Genomic DNA, 18,652 nt, shown 5'->3' with positions numbered 1-18,652 from the left:
CCACGTTCGCCGGGTCGTAGTGGTCCCAGAAAACGAGAACGACTGCCGCGAGTCGAGCCAGGTCGACATCGTCGCGAACCGACGCCCGCCCCGGTGGATCTGAAACTTCATGACGTCTAGTAATACCGTGTTCACGGTAAGCGATACCCCATTGCCACATGCTGCAACTGGTCTAGCCGCTGTCGTTGGGCCCTGCTATAACTCGCTGGTCCCCCGAGCGACAGGAGTCTTGATGCGCCGCCCGCGTGTCGTCGTTGCCGGTCTCGTCAGCGCGGCTGTAATCGCCGCCGGAGCCGTGACTGTCCCACTGACCATCTTCCGTTCCACCGCTGCCGAGGCGGCCGTCACCGCCGAACAGGGCGAGCTGCTGGCCCCGCTGTGGGACGACCAGCAGCATCCGTTCGTCACCTATGGCACCTCGAGTGAGTACTTCGCGTACCACCAAGACCCGTGGAGCGGCGACAGCAACAACAACTGGCACATAGCCAGCCTGGCCGACGGGCACATCGTGATTCCCGATGTCTCCTCGGAGTACTCCGGACCGGCGATGGCCGGAAAGTATTTCGTCAAGACGACTTCACCCAGCGTGGGCAAGTTCAACTACGAGTACATCGATCCCGCGACGTCGGAGTCCAAGGGCACCGTGCTCATCCCGGATTGGGCAGCCTGTTTGCATGAGGTAGGCGTCGTCTTCCGGACGGTGGACAACGACGTGCAACACCTCTGGATCCAGCAGCCGGACGGTGCGAAGCGCGAACTAGCCACCGCGCCGATCGGGACGCTCGTGTGCATGGACCAGGACGAGCGCCACCTGCTCGTGAAGACAGTGGACGACCTGCGGCTGATCGACGTACAGACCGGCACCAGCAAGACGGTCGCGACAGTGTCGCCGGAGTGGGCGGCGCTGACGCCCGGCCGGGTGTTCTGGCGTACCGGAGCGACCGCGACCGGCCAGCAGGTGGCGTGGGCCGACCGGGCCGGTCCGGCAACCGGGACCGTCGAGGTGGCCTTCACGCAGGATCTGCAGACCCTGGCAGACGACCTCCTGGTGCTCCACAAGACCGCCGACTACCAGTTCGACGTACGGCGGATCGCCGCAGCGGACGGAGCCGTGAGCGCACCGCTGCTGACCGACGCCCGCGGTGGCACCGCACTCGACGACGGCTCGTTCCTGGTCGGACGGCCAACGTCGCTCGACCTCCTGTCCGGCGACGGCGGTCGCCGGGAGGTCATGCCACTTCCCAGGTCACGAGAGCTGGGGTGGGGTGTGGGCATGTCCGGAGACCGGGTCGTCGCGTCCTGGATGGACTCGAGCGACATGGCGTTCTCCGACGTCCCGATGTCCGAGATCACGACTACCGCCGGCGCCGAATGGACCCAGCCGAGGACGTCGATTCCAGGCCTGCAGCGCCCGGACGAGCCGTTCCAGCTTTCCGGCGACGTGCTGGTCACGACGCAGCGCACCTCCGGCATTATCCAACCGCAGTACGTCGTCGCGTGGCCCGGCGGACACCGCGAAATTCCCCGGACTTCTCTGAACACCGTCCGGCTCGGGCGCGGCGGCCGGCTGCTGACCGCCTTCCTCAACGGAGTCGGAGACGTTCTCCAGGACGCACGGACCGGCGAACCGGTCGACGCCGTCGTCAAAGACCGGTCCAAAACGGCCATCGACGGCACGTGGGTATGGACCGGGCCGGACAGCACCGGGATTCTCTCCGGCAAGGACACCAGCACCGGTCGGACCAAGACCGTGCAGGCCACCGTCCCGCAGAGCTGCGCGCCGGGCGCCGGTCTGCAAGTTGCTGGTCGCTGGGCGACGTACTGCGGTGTCGTGGTCGACCTGCTCGGAGTGGTGCCGGACCGGACCCTGACGGTCGGCGCGGGCTGGAGCCGAGTACTCGGCGACGGCTTCGTCGCGGCGCTCGTGATTTCGGTCGGTAATCCTCCGGAGTTGGTGGTCACCGATCTGAACGACCCAGACTTACCGCACCGCAGCTACGGGTTCGTTGCCGCCCAAGCCTGGCGGGAGACTCGGCGGATCATCGCCGAGGCCGGTGCCGGCGATCCGAGGTTCGCCTACATCGACAACGCCGAACAGGTCCGTGTCGCCAAGGTCGACTGGCTCGAGCCGGCGCCACCGACCACCAGGACCGACAAGACTGCGCCGACGCTGACCTCGGCTACGGCCGGCCCCCGGACGTCACCGACCCAGTCGATCAGCTTCAGTTACGCATTCGCCGACCCGACCTCCGAGACCGAGCCCGCCAGCGGCGTTGCGTCGTACGACGTCCGCACGCAGCAGCGCACTGGGACGAGCGGCGCGTACGGCGATTGGAAGCAGCAGGCGACGACAGACACCCGGGTGACGATGACGGCCAAGCCTGGAGTGGACACCTGCTTCCAGGTGCGCGCCACAGACAAGCTCGGGAACGTCAGCCCGTGGAGCGCGTCGTACTGCACCCAGGTCGACGCGACGACGCCGACGCTGTTCAGCATCTCGGCCGGTGACCGGGTCCGGTACACGTCCGCGGTGACCTTCCGCTACTCGTATCGGGACAACACCGAGCTGAGCACGTACGACGTGGTCTACCGGACCGCGCCGGCCGGTCGCTCGCTGGGGCAGTGGGTGTTCCCGGCCGGCTGGCAGACGATGCGGGCGACATCGGTCTCGATGACCGTGGCCGGCGGCTCCGACACCTGCTTCATGGTGCGTGCGCGCGACGCGGCCGGGAACCTGTCCGCGTGGTCGCCCTCGGTCTGTACGTCGCTACCACTCGACGACCGCTCGCTCAGTATTGTCGGCTCGGTGACCCGGGCCAACACCGCGATGGGCATCTACGGCACCGCTTCGCGGCTCAACAAGCCGGGCGCGGGTTTGTACCGGACCGGCCAGGTTGGCAACCGGATCGCCGTGGTCGCGCTGAGCGGACCGGCTCAGGGCGCTGTCGACGTCTGGCACGCGGGCCGCAAGCTCGGCCGGATCTCGCTCGCCGCGACCAGCTGGAGCAGGCGGACCTACTATCTGCCGGTCACGCCGTACGTCTCCGGCACGGTCTCGATCGTCTCGGCGAGTACGGCGTACGCCTGGATCGACGGCTTCACCGCGCTGCGGTACTAGAACCCTCACGACACAAAGAGGACTGCGCCGCCCGGTGCGCGGCGCAGTCCTCGCCAGGGTGAGACGCCCGGTCAGCCGGTGGGTTTGCTGTTGTCGGAGCCCGGGGTCGCGGTGACGGACTGGGAGTTGCCGTTGCGGGTGAGGGTGAGCTTCACCTGATCGCCAGGGCGGTGCAAACGGACTGCGGCGACCAGCGCGTCCCCTGACGCGATCGCCTTGCCGTCCACAGCGGTCACCACATCACCTGACTACAGCCCGCGTAGCGTGCTCGCATGCCATGGCCCCCTCATCTCCAACCCATCCGCAACCCCCGGACCGATGCGGCATCGCTCGCTGGCGGTCGGGCGCTCTACGTTGCCCAGGCCTACGAGGACAAGTGCGAAGCGCTGCTTCGGTTCGGGCACCTGGCGGCGGGCAGCCAGGCGGACCCTGTAGCCAAGCTCGACGACTTGATCCGAGCGCTGCCGAGGGATCGGATGCTCAAGGAACGTTCGAGAAACCTTGCACAGGTTCTGCCCTCAGCGGCCGAGCACGCACAGGTGCTCCAGAAGGCACGGGAGGCACGGAACTTCATCGCCCATGAGGGCGGCCGGTTCTCTATTGATGACTGACGAGCATCAGACCTTTCGCGACCGCCTCACGGATCTGCGAGCTCAAGTCCAACTCCTTGCGAGTGGGGGCAATCTGGTGTCCGCCTGGCTATTCAATGTGGAAGAACCCTACGAGCCCCTACCTCGGGGGCTAATCGACTCGAACAGTTCGATGATTGACGCGGGGTTCTTCGCGCCAGTGTGGGAGCTCGTCACAAGCACTTCCCACGAGTACCGGCACGCGGGCCCTCGCTCCACGGTGCACCGGCTTGGGAGCTTCCGCCTCACTTAGTGACTGATTACCCGGGTGTTGCGGCTGACCCAGCGACCGCCCGCGGCCCATCCACCACCGCCACACAAGTCGCCCCCGCTGTGTTCCAGCCTCCAACGGCGTCAACTGAGGGCTGGAACAAACAGAGGAAGCAATACAGGACCGTCGGAGTGTAGCTATCGCTGTAGCAATTTCAGGCTCTCACTACCAGCACGCCAGGCCTCAGGACGACCGAAGCCACGATCGCGATCGCGATGACCACTGGGTGCCGCGCGACCTGAAAAGCGGAAGGTCGGCGGTTCGAGACCGCCCCTGACCACCCCTCTGATCTGCAGTTAGTGATGGCCTCGTGCCGAGGCTCCTCCGGGTGTAGCAACAACTGCAGCAGTAGCGTGCGGCAAACGGCCTGGGTGGGTACACCATGAGCGGCGCGAGGACATTCTTGGGCCTCTTGGTCGCCAAGAAGAACCGGGTCCTGGGCTCGCTCTTCTTTGTTTGCGGTATTGGTGCCACGATCCGGGCCGGTGCCCGGGTAGCTGCTCGAGGGCGTCGCGGGCCACGGCGATGTGGTCGGCGGCTGTGTTGGCGGATGAGCCTGACGCTGCGGCGCGGCAGCTTTCGCCCTTACATGGCCGACTATGGCGGCCTGTTGGTCGGTTCAGCGTCACGAGGCTTGTTCGTCGGGGGCGGGTGGATCCTCGGCGGGAGAGGGTGGGACGTGCTCGATCTTGAAGCCGGTGAATCCGTAGAGCACCGATAGCACCGGGCTGGCCCAGCAGAAGATGGCGTAAGGCGCGTAAAGCAGGGTCGAAACGCCGAGGACGGCGCCCATGAAGGCGCCGCAGGAGTTCCATGGGACCAGCGGCGAGGTGACCGTTCCGCTGTCGGCTGCGAGCCGCGACAGGTTTGTCGGGGCCAGTCCGCGCTTGGCGAACTCGGCCCGGAAGATGCGCGACGGCAGCACCAGCGCGATGTATTGGTCGCCGGCCACGATGTTGAGCCCGAAGGCGCAGGCGAACACGGTCAGGAACAGCCTGCCGGTGCCCTTGGCGGCGCTGATCATCGGGTTGACCAGGCGGTTGATCAGCCCGAATTCCTCCAGCAGCGCGCCCAGTGTGACGGCCCCGAAGATCAGCCAGAGCGTGAGCAGCATGCTGTCCATGCCGCCGCGGGCCAGCAGCCGGTCGATGTCGCCGATGCCGGTGTCGATGCTGAATCCGTTGGCCATCGCCAACCAGACAGCCTTGATCGGGCCGAGCACCGCGCGGTAGGCGCTTTCGGGGTCCACGTGGTGTACGAAGTCCCGGTACACGTCCGGCTGTAGGAACGCGCCCAGCACCCCGGCGAACAGTGTGGAGAAGGTCAGCGCGAGCGACGCCGGCACCTTGCGGATCGACAGGATCGCGAGCAGCACCAACGGCAGCAGGTTCCAGATGGTGATGTTGTAGACCTGGTTGAGCGAGGCCAGCTCGACGGCCTCCGACAGCGGCGCGTGCACGTCGGGACCGCGCACGAAGCCGATCACGAAGAACGCGGCCAGAGCGATCGCGAACGCCGGTATCGATGTCCAGATCTGGCGCTTGATGTGCTGGTAGACGTCGACCTTGACCATCTGCGCGGTGAGAATCGTGGTCTCCGACAACGGAGACGCCTTGTCGCCCAGGTAGGCGCCGGAGATGACCGCACCCGCCGTGATCGCCGGGGACACCCCGAGCATGGCAGCGATCCCGACGAGTCCGACCCCGATGGTGCCGGCCGTCGTCCACGAGCTCCCGATGCTCAGCGCGATGACGCCACAGATGATCGCCGAGGCCGCGTAGTACCAGCTGGGCGACAGGATCTGGATGCCGTAGTACACCAGCGTCGGGATGGTGCCGGACAGGTTCCACACGCCGATCAGCGCGCCCACGGCCAGCAGGATGAACGTCGCACTGGTCACCGAGGCCATGGCTCCCTGCGCAGCCGTCTGGACGCGCGACCACGGGTTGCCGTTCTTTACTGCTATCAGGGCCGCCACCATCGCGGACAGCACCAACCCGACCTGGATCGGACCGTCCAGCGCGTCCAGGCCGAACAGCGCCAGCGCCGAGGCGATGAACACGGCCAGGACGACCAGCGGGATGATCGCGTCGGCCAGCGACGGCTCCCGGGCCGGTGCACGGCCCGCGTCGGTGTCGATCTGGTCACTCATCGCAGGCGCCGTCCCGTCAGATGCTGATTCGTCCGGTCCACAGTCCGACAACGCCCACGCCGGCGCCGATGATGATGAGCACCAACAGAACAATCTCTGTGGGTGTGAAGATGCGCCGGCCGAGCTCGGCCCGAGCCTTGACGTACAGCAGAGTTGCCGGAGCCAGGATGATCGCGCACAAAAGCAGGAACTTCAGCCCGGCGGCATCGAACAGGAACAACGTGTACGCAGTCGCGATCCCCGCGAAGATGGTCTCCTTGCGGCGGGTGCCGGCGCCGACCTCTTCATAGGTCTCACCGGTGAGCCCGAGCTTGAGGGCATAGGCGGCCGCGAGGAAGTACGGGATCAAGGCAAGGCTGGTGGTCAGATCGAGCATGAAGTTCAACGCGTCAGTGAGGACCAGGGTCAGGGCCAGCAGGCTTTGGACAGCGAGCGAGGTGACCACCAGAGCGGTGATCGGGGTGCCGTTGTCGCTCTCCCGGCCCAGGAACTCCGGGAAGTCCTCGTTGCGGGCGGGCATGTACATGACCTCGGCCGCCATCAGGGTCCAGGCGAGGTAGGCGCCCAGCACCGAGACGATCACGCCGACGCTGATGAACACCTCGCCCCAGTCGCCGACCACTGACTCGAACACGCCGATCATCGACGGCTGGCGAGTCTGGGCGAGCTCGGGCTGCGGCAGCACCGAGTAGCTGGACAGGGTCACCAGGGAGAAGATCGAGAGCACACACAGGAAGCCCAGCACCGTGGCCTTGCCGACGTCCTCGCGCTTCTTGGCGTAGCGGGAGTACACACTGGCGCCTTCGATGCCGAGGAACACGAAGGTGGTCACCAGCATCGTGTTTCTGATCTGCTCGTTGAGGTTCCCCAGGTCGCCGTAGCCGTAGGCGGTCCAGTTGTCGGCGAACACACCGGCGTCGAGGTTGACGAACAGCACGACGATGAAGACCAGGATCGGGATGACCTTCAAGACCGTCACGATCCGGTTGATGACTGCGGCGTCACGGACCCCGCGGGCGATCAGGTAGTGGAAGAACCACACGCCGACCGAACCGAGGGCGGCGGCGAGCACGGTGTCGCCGTCGCCGAAGGCGTCGAAGAAGGTGCCGAGGGTGGCTGTGATGAAGACCCAGTAGAAGGTGTTGCCGGCGATCGCGCTGGCCCAGAAACCGATCGCGGAATTGAAGCCGGCGTAGTCACCGAACCCGGCCTTGGCGTAGATGAACACACCGGAGTCGAGGTCGGGTCTGCGGATCGCAAGGGTTTGGAACACGAAGGCCAGCATCAGCATCCCGGCGCCGGCTACCGCCCAGGCGATCAGCGATCCGAGAATCCCGGTCGCAACGCCGAACCGGGCGGGAAGCGAGAAGACTCCTGCCCCGACCATCGAGCCGACGACCATGCCGGTCAACGTCGGCAGCGACATCTGGGCGGCGGTGTCGACCTTGGTGGTTTCCTCCACAGCACCGCCCATCAGACTGCCTCTCGTGAGTAACGGCTACCCCGGTCAGAACGAGATCGGCTCGCGGATAATGGGGCAGGTCATGCAGTGCCCGCCGCCACGACCCCGGCCCAGTTCGGCACCGACGATCGTGATGACCTCGACCCCGGCCTTGCGCAGCAAGGAGTTCGTCAGGGTGTTCCGGTCGTAGGTGAACACCACACCCGGCTCGACCGCCACCGCGTTGTTGCCGCTGTCCCACTGCTGCCGCTCGGACTGGTACGCGTCGCCGCCGGTCTCGATCACCCGCAGGCCGGACAATCCGAGAGCGGCCGCGACCACGTCGACGAAGGGTCGGCTCTCGTCCGTGACGTGCAAGGCGCCGGCGTTGCCGGCGCGCAATGTGAACGGGTGCACCGCATCCATGATCGTCGGATACAGCGTGACGATGTCGCGGTCGGCGAAGGTGAACACGGTGTCCAGGTGCATCGCGGCCCGCAGTTTGGGCATGCCGGCGACGACGACCTGTTCAGCCGTGCCGCTCGCGAAGAGCGCGGCCGCCACCTGCGTGATGGCCTGGCGCGACGTCCGTTCGCTCATGCCCATCAGGACGACGCCGTCGCCCACCGGCATGATGTCGCCGCCCTCGAAGGTGGCCTGGCCCCAGTCCTTCTCCGGGTCACCCCACCACACGGTGGAGCCGACGAAGTCGGGGTGGAACTGGTAGATCGCCTTGTAGATCAACGTCTCGTCGTGCCGGGCCGGCCAATACAGCGGGTTCATCGTCAGGCCGCCGTACAGCCAGCAGGTGGTGTCCCGGGTGTACAACGTGTTCGGTAGCGGCGGCATGAGGTACTCGCGCGCACCGGTCGACTCGCGCGCCAAGGCGACATAGTCGGAGCGACGGAAGTCCTCCGGCAGGTCAGACGTCGCGAGGCCGCCAATGAGGTACTCGGCCAACTCGGAGTCAGACAACGACTCCAGGTATGCCCGGGTACCGTCGACCAGGCCCAAACCAACGTGGTTCGGCTCGATCTTGCGCTCCAGCAGCCACGTCTTCGCGTCCGGGATAGCCATGGTCTGGGCGAGCAGCTCATGCAGCTCGACGACCTCGACCCCGCGGTTGCCCATCTTATTGACGAAGTCGGCATGGTCGCGCTGAGCGTTCTCCACCCACAACACGTCGTCGAACAACAGGTCATCGCCGTTGGTCGGGGTCAGCCGACGGTGCGCCAGCCCAGGCCGGCAAACCAACACCTTGCGCAACCGCCCTACCTCGGAGTGCACGCCGTACGAAGAAGACTTCGGGGCGTTCTCGGCCGTCATGATCGTCAGAGTCCCTAGTACATCGACAGAGGCAGCTCGGCAGGCCTGATCACCAAAGAGCTTCGCGACACCCTCGGCCCAGCGCCTCACCCCGAACGGATGAGATCGGCTCTCGCCGCCGCCTACGGGCTACCGCCCGGGGTGCGCGCTGATCGCGCGCAATTGACTACCAACGCTGACCGTCTTTGCGAGGTGATCGTGGTCACGGGCAACCGCGTAGAGCGAGTGACGTTGGTCCCGTTGTCATGTGGAAGGCGGTGAGCCCGCCGATCGCGACGGTGTGGGATGAGGTCGGCGGCTACGGTTCGGGTTCTGTCTCGAATGGCTCTTTGTCGCTGCCCATTGCTTCGCGGAGGCGGTGGCGTGCGGCGTTTAGGCGGTCCGTGTAGTCGGGCATGAAGATCTCGGTCAAGGCTCTGTCCAGGATGCCTGAGATCGTGTGTAGCGGGGACCAGACGGCTTGGTAGGTCACGATGGCACTCAGCTGATCTGAGTTCATGGGACCGTCGGGAGAGTGGGGCTCTCCCGACGGTCAGGGTTCGTTAGGTCTGGCGGATGGAGAGGCCGTCGATTTGGACTAGTTTGCCGGTGGATCTGGTGGAGATCCGGAGGGTTCCGGTGATCGCCGTGGTTTGTACCGGAAGACCGATCACAACTTGCCGCTGCGTCGTGGCGGCGTACAGGTTGATCGTCGTCAGGTACCGGGTGCCGAGATAGACCGCCACCACTCCGCACGTGGAGCACTTGGTGGCCAGCAGGTAGGCGCGCTTCATCTTGACGGTTCTGGTCAGCGATGCGCCATACTTCGTGGTCGAGGTTGCCGTGCTGTAGTAGAGGCCGGCCCCGGTGCCGCGGACCCAGCCGGTCCCGGCGCTGAGCGAGCGGTCGTCCATCGGCCTGGAGAAGCACCTCTCGGCGGTCCAGGCCGATGTGTTGCCGACGCGGTCGCGGGCGCGGACGGAGACGCAGTACTCATATCCGCCCGTCAGTGGGAGGACGTAGCTGCGCAATGCGGTCCCGGTCTTCGGGTACACATAGTTGCCGAAGGCACCGGATGAGGATGCCGCCCGGTAACGCACGTCGTACGTCGCGACCCCCGACGAGTCGTTGGCCAAGTAGGTCACCGTGGCGCTCGACGCGACGGTAGCCGCGAACGTCGGGGTGACGAGGCGGACCGCAGGCGCGATTGCGTCCACCGTGAACGCACGCGCCGCCATGACCTTACGGCCGTTGAACGTCTGCCCATGCGGCTCCTGGGCGATCACGCGCAGAGTGTGCGGTCCGGTGGTCAACCCCGTCGGGCGGTACGGCGAGGCGCAGGTCACCGGAGTGCCTTCGTCGATCTGACAGGTGATGGCCGACCCGCTCTCCAAACCGCTGGTGTCGAACGCGATCGCCGGCGACGGACCCGTGACCGCGGGCGTCGGCTTGATGAAGGTGGCGAGCCCTTGCCATTGAACGTCGTGAATCGTCTGGCCGGAAGCCGACTGCAGCAACACCCGCGACGACCCCGGGACGCCGGCCGACACCGCAAGGGAATGGATGCGGTCGACACCGGACTCACGGCTGAGTACGCCGAGAACGTTCGCGTCCGGCCGCCAGGAGATCCGCTGGATCGACGACGAGGGAAGCTCCGGACTGAGTCGGACAGTGCCCCCGTTCAGCGGCACGATGCCGACACGGTTCGACTGACCGGCAGGAACGAACGCGAGCCATCTGCCGTCCGGGGATGCCGCCGTGTGCGTGGCGCCGTTCGCGCCGGACAGGACGGCGATCCGGGTGCCGTCCGCACGGGCCGACAGCCGAGCCAGTGGCGCTCCGCTGATGCGCGAGTCACGGACGATCAGTGACTGTGCATCCGGATGCCAGACCGGGAAGTCCAGGGAGCACCCGACGCGGGTCGAGACGCCACCCGTGGCGGGAACGATGTCTACACAAGAAGCCGTGCCGTCCTTGGTCGTGTAGGCGATCCGCGTTCCGTCCGGTGACCAGGACGGCGTGTGGATGGCCGCGGCCGTCACGACTCGGGTGACCGGCTGGCTGCCCGGCCCGTCGGCTCGGCGGGCCCAGAGCACGCTGCTGCCGCCCTCGTCGGTTGTGTACGCCACGCTCCGGCCGTCCGGTGAGACAGCCAGCTCGGCGCGGTTGGACGAGGGAGCGCCTGGGCCGAACGGAACGATCTGGGTCCCCCAGATACCGAACGTGCCGAGCGTCGAGTCCGCGCCGGTCGGCCCGCTGAAGAGCGTGATCTGTTCCCTGGCCGGCGCCGGCTCGATCGGGAAGCTCCGCTGTCCCTCTCCGAGCTCGTTGACGGCGGACACCGAGTAGAAGACGCCTGGTGCTCGGTCGGGATCGATCCACTGGTGCTGGTCGGCGGGCAGCCGGTACTCGGTCGCCGTATTGTCGACAATCCGACGTACGACGAAGCCCTGCACCGGCCTGGCGCCGTCCTGGCTCGGACCGGTCCACGAGAGATCGACGCCGGTCAGCGTCGCCACCGCCTCGACCGAATCCGGAGCCGCCGGCGGGGACTCGCCGGCGGCGACGGCCTTGATGTGCCGCGACCCCCGACGAGTGGAGTCGAAGATGCGGAACGACGCGTCGAGGGAGTACGTCGTGGTCGCCTTGAACGTCAGCGTCATCGTGCAACTGGATCCGGGGGCCAGTGGCGCGCTGCAGTCGTTCCGGACTCCCCATCGGTCCGAGAAGCCCCCGGTCAGCTCGGTCCTGGTGATGGTCAGATCAGCCGTCCCGGCGTTCGTGATGGTGATCGGGCGTTCGGCAGTGGTCCCGACCAGCACCCGGCCGAAGTCGACGCTGTGGGAGCTCACCGAGATCGCGGAGTAGGGCTGAGTGCTGTTGATGCGGATCTCACCGATGACCTCTTCCCTGTCGACACCGCACGGCCTCACCGAGAACCATCCGGTCATGAGGGCGATCTTCAGATCCGCGGTGTACGCCACCTGGGTGATCGAGAGCTGCGCGTTGTCGGGCACGCCACAATCAACGTCGCCCTGGCGCAGCCGGAGGCTGGGATAGAAGGTGCGGGGTTCCAGCAGCGCCGGCAGGGTGAGCTGGATGTCGCCCGCGGACAGAGTCCGGGTCGCCCCCTCGGGCTGGCCTACAGTGACTGTGGTCGCGACCTCGCTGGTCAGCTCGGAGATCCCGTTGTACCCCGGGTTCACATCCATGGTGAGCGCGCTGACGGAGCCGGTCACGGGATCCTGCAGCGGCCGGGTCGCCGTGGCGATGCCACTCCCCTGGCTCGTGCCGACCTCGTTCTTCGCCAGGACGTAGTACTGGTGGCTCTCACCGGGCTGCAGCGAGGTGTCGATCCAGTGGTGAGTCGACGGATCGACGGGGCCGGAGACGTCCTCCCAGTGCCCGTTCTCCCGCTGCCGCATGACCACGTAGGACTCAGGCGGGCTGTCAGGGTTTTCGGTCGGCGGTTCCCACTTCACTCCGGCCGCGCCGACGACCGGGAACGACGTGACCCACTGCGGCACTCCGGGGACGCTGGTGGCGGCTTGCGCCCCGTTGAACTTCGGCAAGAACGTGGCGAGAGTCGCCACGACGATCAGCACAGCAACGAGTACAGCCTTGCGCTTCAAGAGCCCCCCAGGCATCAGAAGCGGCCCCATCGCGGGCGGATCCTCGACGGCGGCCAACAGCGCAGAAGGCTATCGCACCATCGCGCGGACTTCACCGGGTAAATGACTGACTCGGTAGGGGATGCTGTGTCCGGATGCCGGTCTGGTGTCTCGATCGTGGAGGCAGTGGACTTCGGCTGCTGGCGTCGGACGGCGAGCGTGGGTCCTGGCTGGGGCCGCGATTCGTGGCTCTTGGCGACGCGCCTGGCTCATGATGGGGCGTCGCGGCGAGAGGTCGGGCGGATGACTCATGATGGGGCGTCGCGGCGAGAGGGTCGGGCGGATGACTCATGATGGGGCGTTGCGGCGAGAGGTCGGTGGATGCGGCTCCGGTCGGGGCGCGGGAGGATGTGGGGCGTGGACGAGGAGAAGGACTTCCTGGCTGAGGCTCGTGCTCTTGAGGCGGAGGCTGCGCTGGCGCGGGAGGAGGCTCGGGCGGCTGCGGAGGAGCCCGCGGCTCAGCGGGAGTGGATTCGGCAGTCGAACCTGATCTACGGCGGGTTGGGCGCGGCTGGGCTGGTGGTGGTGCAGCCGTTCTTGACCGTGGAGTCGCTGGATCCGTCGGCGATGGTGTGCGTGGTGGCGTTCGCGGTGTCGTTGCCGTTGCTTGCTGGGCTGCTGATGCTGAACTGGCAGGAGGAGTTCCGGCGCCGGGTGAGCAAGTCGGGGCTCGTCGAGGTGGCGAAGTCGCTGGCCCAGGGCTCGGCGTTCGTGGGCGTCGCGGCGGCCTTCTGGCACATCTCGATGGTCGCGGGGATCGTCTTCCTGGTCATGGGAATCGTCGCGCTGGGCGTGCACTCCTCGGGATACACAGCCCTGGAGTACGACTCGAAGTTCCGCTCAAGATTCCGCTCCCGGAAGTCCCCTGCGTCAACACCTCCGGCTGACGGCCAAGCCCAGAACACCTCAAACACCAACAACCAGTAGGCACGGCAGGCCGCAGGACAGTAGGTACGGCGGGCCGCCGAACAGTAGCTACGGCGGGCCGTTCGAGCCGAACTGGTTGACGGGCGCCGCTAGTTATCGCGTCGTGGCGTCGTTAGTCTCGCGTTCTGCGAGGAACTGGTCGAGGAGTTCGACCACGGCGGCGTGCGTGTGTGTCGTACCCAGATAGATGCTTCGGCCAGCGAACGGCGCTAGCGGTAGCCGTGTTTTAGGAGGTAGGTGGCGCCGGCTTCGAAGGAGGCTGGGGGTAGTAGTTCGAAGGCGAAGGCGTCGGACAGGCGGGTGGTGATGTTGAAGGCGGTGCAGACGGCTACGGCGTCCTTGATTTGTTGGGGAGTCGCCCCGGTGGCGAGGACTTGGCGGATGTGGTCGGGGGTGATGGTGGCGTGCTGGGTCAGGTGGGCGAGCATGCCCAGGGTGGCTCGGAGCTGAGGCGTGATGGGGGCGGAGTCGAGGTCGGTGAGGACTGCTTGGACCAAACCCGAGTCCTGGTAGGCCTGGGAAGCGGTGGCGGTGTGGGCGCGGGTGCAGAAGGCGGATTGGTTGAGGTTGGAGATGTAGGCGGCCATCAGTTCCCGGTCGGCTACGGACCAGGCTGACGGGCCGCGCATGGCTTCGTGGGTGAAGAGTTTGGCTTTGGCGCCGTAGAAGTCAGGGCGGTAGAAGACCACCTTGGCGGCGTCGGGCACGGGGTGGCCGGAGAACAGGCGGATGATGGCGAAGAGGAGCTTCGTACGGCGGCGGTAGCCGTGGTTGAGAACGGCGGGGCGCATCAGCCGGCCTCCCCGGTGGCTTCGGCGAGGGCGGCCAGGCCGGCGTCGTACATGCGGGCGGACTGACCGACGGCCGCCGCGATGACCAGTTCGAAGAGCTGGTCGTCGGTGAGGCCGGTTGCGGCGAAGTCTTCGTCGGTGATCTGGGTCGGTCTCGTGGCCACCTTGTCGATCAACGGATGCGAGGGTACGGCGTTGTCGAAGGCGCGGGCGCGCTCGTCGGCGGACGTCGTACCCGGGCCGTTCAGGATCTGGTCGACCAGGGCTCGGTGCGCTGTTTGCTTTCTCTCCACACTCATATGACGAATGAGATCAGGAGAAATGTGACATGCGGTCACTCCTCGACGAAGGGGATCTTGCTGACGCTCTCCTGGTACTGGTCGAGCGCGTCCTCGACCGAGAGGTGGCCGAACTGGAGCGAGGTCAGCACGCCTTCGAGCTCGGTGTTGCAGACCTCGGCGGCGGTGACGCGCGCGGCGAGGTCCTGGGACTTGCTCAGGTTGCTCGAGATGACGGAGATCAACGAGACGATCAAGGCCGCCAGGCACAGCGGCTGCCAGACGGCCGCGGAGGTGTCGAGGGACAAGTCTCCTTTGACTCGCTCGGTGAACTGCACGCCCATCAGCGCCGGGCCGGCCACGAAGGCGGCGGCCAAGGCGCTGCTGACGATGCTGATGTTGGTCAGCCGGTTACGGCGCGGCCGGACCTCGCGCAGGAACGCCGCGATGCCGGCCCGCCGGGTTTCGATCTGCGCCCGCAACTGCGCGCGGACGTCGATGTCCTCAGCCATGGTCCTCCTCCTGCCCCTTGCCATGCCGACAAGATGCACAAGGCGGACGATAAATACCGCGCGCTGCAACTCAACCGCCTGCCACGAAGGCGCGGAGAGCGCCGCGCGGTCGACTAACGCGCGAGTCGTCCAGTGCCTGCGTGCTCGTCCTGCTCGTCTTGGTCGGATGGCTCCGGCCAGGTCATCACCGGCAGCGGCTCCGTGAGGCCGAGCCCACTGCAGGCACGACTGCACGATAGCTGTGAGGCCCCGCCGGCGGTGGTGGGGCCGCACGGGTCAGTTGCAGAAGGCGGTGTTGAGGAAGTTCTTGATGGTGATGTCGGGGTCGCCGGTGTGGGTGGGGGTTACTACGACGGTGGCTTGGCGGTGGGTGTCTTCGGTGGAGAAGGACCAGGACTGGTAAGTGAGTGAGTCGCCGTCGTTGCCGTAGACGCGGGTTCCGCAGGAGGTGTCGCGCCAGGCCAGGCCCAGGCCGTAGTTCCGGTCGGGGACGGCAGGGGTCTTCATCTCGGCCAGCAGGTTCGGCGGGAGCAGGTCGCCGTCCAGCAGTTCGGCGAAGAAGTGGTTGAGGTCGGCCGCGGTGGAGATCAGCTCGCCGCCGGCGCCGAAGATCGACGGGTTCATCTCGGTGTAGTCGACGAGGCCCTGGTCGCTCGGGATGTAGCCGTGCGGGTGCGGTCGCCGGATCAACGGCGACGTCCCGGGCAGTTCGGTGCCGCGCAGCCCGAGCGGCAGGATCACGCGACGCTCGATCTCGTCGGCGTACGACGCTCCGGTCACCTTCTCGATGATCATGCCGAGCAGGGTGTAGTTGGTGTTCGAGTAGTCGAAGACCTTCCCCGGCTCCTTGGACGTCGGCGGTTTCGCCAGCGCCCGCGCGACCATCTCCTCGGCCGTCCAGGTCCGCCACCGGCTGTCCAGGATCTCCTGCATCGTCAGGGTGTCCTTGAAGTCGAACAGCGTGCTGGTGTGGTTGAGCAGGTAGCGCAGCTTGATGTTCTCGCCGTTCGGGACCACGCCGGGCAGGTACTTCTCCACCGGGTCGTCCAACCGCAGCTCGTCCTCCTCCACAAGCTGCAGTACGACGGTTGCCACAAACGTCTTCGTGATGCTGCCGGCCCGGAACTGACCGCGGACCGGGACCTTCCGCGTCGTACCGACCTCGGCGACACCACTGGTCCCACGCCACACGTGGTGCCCGTCGCGCACCTCCGCCAGCGCGCCGACTCCACCGTCAGCCACGACGGTGTCCAACAGTCTCTGCAGTTCGGCGCGATCCGGTGGTGCGGCAACGGCAGCCACTGGAGCCGCCATCACCGCCGACACCGTCGTCGCAGCCACCAGAACTCGCAGCCCTCGGCGCATACCAGCCCTCCCTGTCAGCGTTTTGCGTACAGGGCAAGCCTGGCGAAGTCGGGACCGCGGCAGATCCGGGAACGCCCTCCGTTCTCCCCCAAAGCCCTATAGGGGTCGACGGCAACGAGTCGTCAGGCTTCGATCCGGCGGCCGGTGAACGAGCCGGTGTCGGTCGAGGGATCCTCGCCCGGGACGAACAGCGTGAAGGTGAAGGTGCCGCGGATCCGGTCACCCTTCACCTCACCCCGCAGCTTGAGCCGTGCGGTGGGTCCGGTGGATCCCGGACCACCCTCGCCGGGGAACCCGGACCACAGCGTCGCGCGCCACTTGCTGCCGTGCTGTGCCCAGGACCCGGTGAACGGCGGGCCTGCCGGGCTGATGTCGTGCGTGATCGCGACGCCCCCGTCGGCGAAGCTGCCGACGGAAATCAGGTTGCCTCCCTGTGGACCGCCGGACGCCACGTCGACCAGCCAGCTCCCTGCCAACCGCTTGGAGCCGCTGCTCGCGGCGGCCGGTTGCGTTGCCAGCGCCCCCACCCCGACAACCACTGCCCCACCGGCGGCTGCGCCGGCTCCGTGCAGCAGTCGTCGGCGATCGATCGCGTTCGCTTCCATGACTCCCCCTCGTGCTCCCCCTTGTACTGCTGACTTCCCCGTGAATCCACCATGCGCCGCAGCAGGGAGGCCCACAACCCCGTAGGAACCCGGACCACGAACGGCCAGTGCGCGACTACGCCGCGGCAGCAGCCTCGGTCAGTTCTTCGGAAGTCGGCTGCAGTTGCGGCGAGGCCAGTGTCAGAAGGACGTTGGCCAGGGCAAACACCGCGGCCGCGAGCAGGCCGCGTTCGTACCCAGCCACGAGGGCTTGCTGCTGGGTGGCACCGTGCGTGAGTTCCTGCGTGGTGTGGGTGATGGACAACGTGGTGACGATCGCCAGACCGAGTGCGCCGCCCACCTGGTACATCGCGTTGACCACACCGGACGCCGCACCGGCCTCGGCCGGCCGGACCTCGGAGACAGCGGTGATCTGACCGGGTACGCCGACACCGATGATGCCGAAGCCGAAAATCACCAAGCCAGGCAGGAGTTCTGAGGAGTAGCTGCCAGTCGCATCAGCCTGCGACAGCAGCAGCAACCCAGTCACACTCAACACTGCGCCAGTGAGCTGCACGGTACGAGTGCCAACGCGCTGCACCAACTGCGACGCCAGCACAGCGCCGGCGATCGCCGCACCACCCATGGGCAGGAAGTGCACACCCGCCTCGAGCGCACTGTCCCCACGCACCTGCTGCAAGTAGATAGCAGTCAGGAAGAACATGGACAGGAACGCAGCCCCGTTCAGCGCAAGCGATCCGCCCGACACACTCAATGCACGCGACCGGAACAACCGCAGCGGCACCAGCGGAGCAGCAGACCGCCTTTCCACCAGTACGAACGCCAGCAGCAACACCACTCCAGCAGTCAGTACGCCGACCACCTCGAACGATCCCCACCCTGACGGCTCCGACCGCACCACGCCGTACACGACCGCCAGCAAACCCGTCGTAGCAAGCACAGCCCCCAAGGTGTCGAACGTACGGCGACCAACCGCGTGCCGCACGTCGCGCACGAACACCGGGATCACCGCGACCAGCGCAACCACGATCGGCACGTTGACGAAGAAGATCCACTGCCAGCTGAGCGAGTCGACCAGTACGCCGCCCGCCACCACGCCGAGCGTGCCACCGAGACCCGCAAGACCACCCCAGACCCCCATCGCGATGTTCCGCTCGCGCCCGTGCGCAAACGTCACCGTGAGAATCGCCAGCGCGGCCGGTGACAGCAGCGCCCCACCAAGACCCTGTACGGCGCGGGCGGCGATCAGGAACTCGGGTGAGCTCGACAACCCCGCGACCAGCGAGGTGACGCCGAACAGGAGCAGCCCGGCCACGAACACCCGGCGCGGCCCGAGCAGGTCGGCCATCCGGCCGCCGAGCAGCAGGAAGCCGCCGAAGAGCAGCGTGTAGGCGTTGATCACCCACTGCAGGGAGTCGGCGGAGAAGTTCAGGTCCGCCTGGATGTGCGGCAGCGCGACGTTCACGATCGTCACGTCCAGCACCACGATGAACTGCGCAAGGGCCAGCACCGCCAGGGTGGCCCAGGGACTGCGTCGCATGACTACCTCACTCGAAGTTCAGTCTACGTTGTATGTATACGCTGTAT

General features: G+C 66.7%; 14 protein-coding genes. 3 read left to right on the top strand and 11 right to left on the bottom strand.

Features of this window, described 5'->3' with window-relative positions:
• Nucleotides 1–232: 232 nt before the first annotated feature.
• On the top strand, nucleotides 233–3,118 hold the full coding sequence (locus ACIBGM_RS14200) for a hypothetical protein (RefSeq protein WP_396385686.1): 2,886 nt from the start codon (nucleotides 233–235) through the stop codon (nucleotides 3,116–3,118).
• A 71-nt stretch (nucleotides 3,119–3,189) separates the two neighbouring features.
• On the opposite strand, the gene ACIBGM_RS14195 is transcribed toward ACIBGM_RS14200, so the two are convergent.
• Nucleotides 3,190–3,354, bottom strand: coding sequence for a PDZ domain-containing protein (locus ACIBGM_RS14195; protein WP_360524727.1), 165 nt, complete (start codon nucleotides 3,352–3,354; stop codon nucleotides 3,190–3,192).
• Between the two features lie 36 nt (nucleotides 3,355–3,390).
• Between ACIBGM_RS14195 and ACIBGM_RS14190 the strand changes: the two genes are divergently transcribed.
• Nucleotides 3,391–3,729 carry a hypothetical protein gene (locus ACIBGM_RS14190; RefSeq protein ID WP_396385685.1) on the top strand — a complete coding sequence of 113 codons (339 nt, stop codon included), beginning with the start codon at nucleotides 3,391–3,393 and terminating at the stop codon, nucleotides 3,727–3,729.
• A gap of 914 nt (nucleotides 3,730–4,643) precedes the next feature.
• On the opposite strand, the gene nhaC is transcribed toward ACIBGM_RS14190, so the two are convergent.
• The 4 genes from nhaC to ACIBGM_RS14170 form a co-directional block, all read right to left on the bottom strand.
• Entirely contained in the window at nucleotides 4,644–6,170 is a 1,527-nt protein-coding gene (gene nhaC / locus ACIBGM_RS14185) for a Na+/H+ antiporter NhaC (RefSeq protein ID WP_396385684.1), read from the bottom strand.
• Nucleotides 6,171–6,186: 16 nt separating this feature from the next.
• A complete protein-coding gene (locus tag ACIBGM_RS14180) occupies nucleotides 6,187–7,644 on the bottom strand; it encodes a basic amino acid/polyamine antiporter (protein WP_360524719.1) in 1,458 nt (485 codons plus the stop codon).
• A 33-nt stretch (nucleotides 7,645–7,677) separates the two neighbouring features.
• Nucleotides 7,678–8,937 (bottom strand): arginine deiminase, encoded by a 1,260-nt coding sequence (locus ACIBGM_RS14175; RefSeq protein WP_396385683.1) that lies wholly within the window; start codon nucleotides 8,935–8,937, stop codon nucleotides 7,678–7,680.
• A gap of 542 nt (nucleotides 8,938–9,479) precedes the next feature.
• Entirely contained in the window at nucleotides 9,480–12,563 is a 3,084-nt protein-coding gene (locus ACIBGM_RS14170; protein ID WP_396385682.1) for a choice-of-anchor D domain-containing protein, read from the bottom strand.
• 381 nt (nucleotides 12,564–12,944) lie between these two features.
• Between ACIBGM_RS14170 and ACIBGM_RS14165 the strand changes: the two genes are divergently transcribed.
• Nucleotides 12,945–13,514 carry a hypothetical protein gene (locus ACIBGM_RS14165; protein ID WP_396385681.1) on the top strand — a complete coding sequence of 190 codons (570 nt, stop codon included), beginning with the start codon at nucleotides 12,945–12,947 and terminating at the stop codon, nucleotides 13,512–13,514.
• 209 nt (nucleotides 13,515–13,723) lie between these two features.
• Here ACIBGM_RS14165 and ACIBGM_RS14160 read toward each other — a convergent pair whose 3' ends face one another.
• The 6 genes from ACIBGM_RS14160 to ACIBGM_RS14135 form a co-directional block, all read right to left on the bottom strand.
• On the bottom strand, nucleotides 13,724–14,305 hold the full coding sequence (locus ACIBGM_RS14160; RefSeq protein ID WP_396385680.1) for a carboxymuconolactone decarboxylase family protein: 582 nt from the start codon (nucleotides 14,303–14,305) through the stop codon (nucleotides 13,724–13,726).
• Complete coding sequence (locus ACIBGM_RS14155; RefSeq protein WP_396385679.1) at nucleotides 14,305–14,604, bottom strand: hypothetical protein; 300 nt, start codon at nucleotides 14,602–14,604, stop codon at nucleotides 14,305–14,307. The genes ACIBGM_RS14160 and ACIBGM_RS14155 overlap by 1 nt, the downstream gene beginning before the upstream one ends.
• A 35-nt stretch (nucleotides 14,605–14,639) precedes the next feature.
• Nucleotides 14,640–15,095 (bottom strand): hypothetical protein, encoded by a 456-nt coding sequence (locus tag ACIBGM_RS14150; RefSeq protein WP_360524704.1) that lies wholly within the window; start codon nucleotides 15,093–15,095, stop codon nucleotides 14,640–14,642.
• A gap of 276 nt (nucleotides 15,096–15,371) precedes the next feature.
• Entirely contained in the window at nucleotides 15,372–16,460 is a 1,089-nt protein-coding gene (locus tag ACIBGM_RS14145; protein ID WP_396385678.1) for a serine hydrolase domain-containing protein, read from the bottom strand.
• A 122-nt stretch (nucleotides 16,461–16,582) separates the two neighbouring features.
• Nucleotides 16,583–17,065: a hypothetical protein gene (locus ACIBGM_RS14140; RefSeq protein ID WP_396385677.1), complete on the bottom strand. Its 483-nt coding sequence runs from the start codon at nucleotides 17,063–17,065 to the stop codon at nucleotides 16,583–16,585.
• 115 nt (nucleotides 17,066–17,180) lie between these two features.
• Nucleotides 17,181–18,605: an MFS transporter gene (locus ACIBGM_RS14135; protein WP_396385676.1), complete on the bottom strand. Its 1,425-nt coding sequence runs from the start codon at nucleotides 18,603–18,605 to the stop codon at nucleotides 17,181–17,183.
• Nucleotides 18,606–18,652: the final 47 nt, after the last annotated feature.

The sequence above is a fragment of the Kribbella sp. NPDC050470 genome, assembly GCF_044458365.1.
Classification (GTDB): Bacteria; Actinomycetota; Actinomycetes; order Propionibacteriales; family Kribbellaceae; genus Kribbella.
This window is presented reverse-complemented; position numbering and strand designations above follow the sequence as displayed.

Bases quoted from the DNA above. Each gene is read 5' to 3' on its own strand.
- ACIBGM_RS14140 (WP_396385677.1), bottom strand. From the start codon at position 17,065: ATGGAAGCGAACGCGATCGATCGCCGACGACTGCTGCACGGAGCCGGC.
- ACIBGM_RS14170 (WP_396385682.1), bottom strand. From the start codon at position 12,563: ATGCCTGGGGGGCTCTTGAAGCGCAAGGCTGTACTCGTTGCTGTGCTG.
- ACIBGM_RS14200 (WP_396385686.1), top strand. From the start codon at position 233: ATGCGCCGCCCGCGTGTCGTCGTTGCCGGTCTCGTCAGCGCGGCTGTA.
- ACIBGM_RS14190 (WP_396385685.1), top strand. From the start codon at position 3,391: ATGCCATGGCCCCCTCATCTCCAACCCATCCGCAACCCCCGGACCGAT.
- ACIBGM_RS14135 (WP_396385676.1), bottom strand. From the start codon at position 18,605: ATGCGACGCAGTCCCTGGGCCACCCTGGCGGTGCTGGCCCTTGCGCAG.
- ACIBGM_RS14180 (WP_360524719.1), bottom strand. From the start codon at position 7,644: ATGGGCGGTGCTGTGGAGGAAACCACCAAGGTCGACACCGCCGCCCAG.
- ACIBGM_RS14145 (WP_396385678.1), bottom strand. From the start codon at position 16,460: ATGCGCCGAGGGCTGCGAGTTCTGGTGGCTGCGACGACGGTGTCGGCG.
- ACIBGM_RS14155 (WP_396385679.1), bottom strand. From the start codon at position 14,604: ATGAGTGTGGAGAGAAAGCAAACAGCGCACCGAGCCCTGGTCGACCAG.
- ACIBGM_RS14160 (WP_396385680.1), bottom strand. From the start codon at position 14,305: ATGCGCCCCGCCGTTCTCAACCACGGCTACCGCCGCCGTACGAAGCTC.
- nhaC (WP_396385684.1), bottom strand. From the start codon at position 6,170: ATGAGTGACCAGATCGACACCGACGCGGGCCGTGCACCGGCCCGGGAG.
- ACIBGM_RS14150 (WP_360524704.1), bottom strand. From the start codon at position 15,095: ATGGCTGAGGACATCGACGTCCGCGCGCAGTTGCGGGCGCAGATCGAA.
- ACIBGM_RS14175 (WP_396385683.1), bottom strand. From the start codon at position 8,937: ATGACGGCCGAGAACGCCCCGAAGTCTTCTTCGTACGGCGTGCACTCC.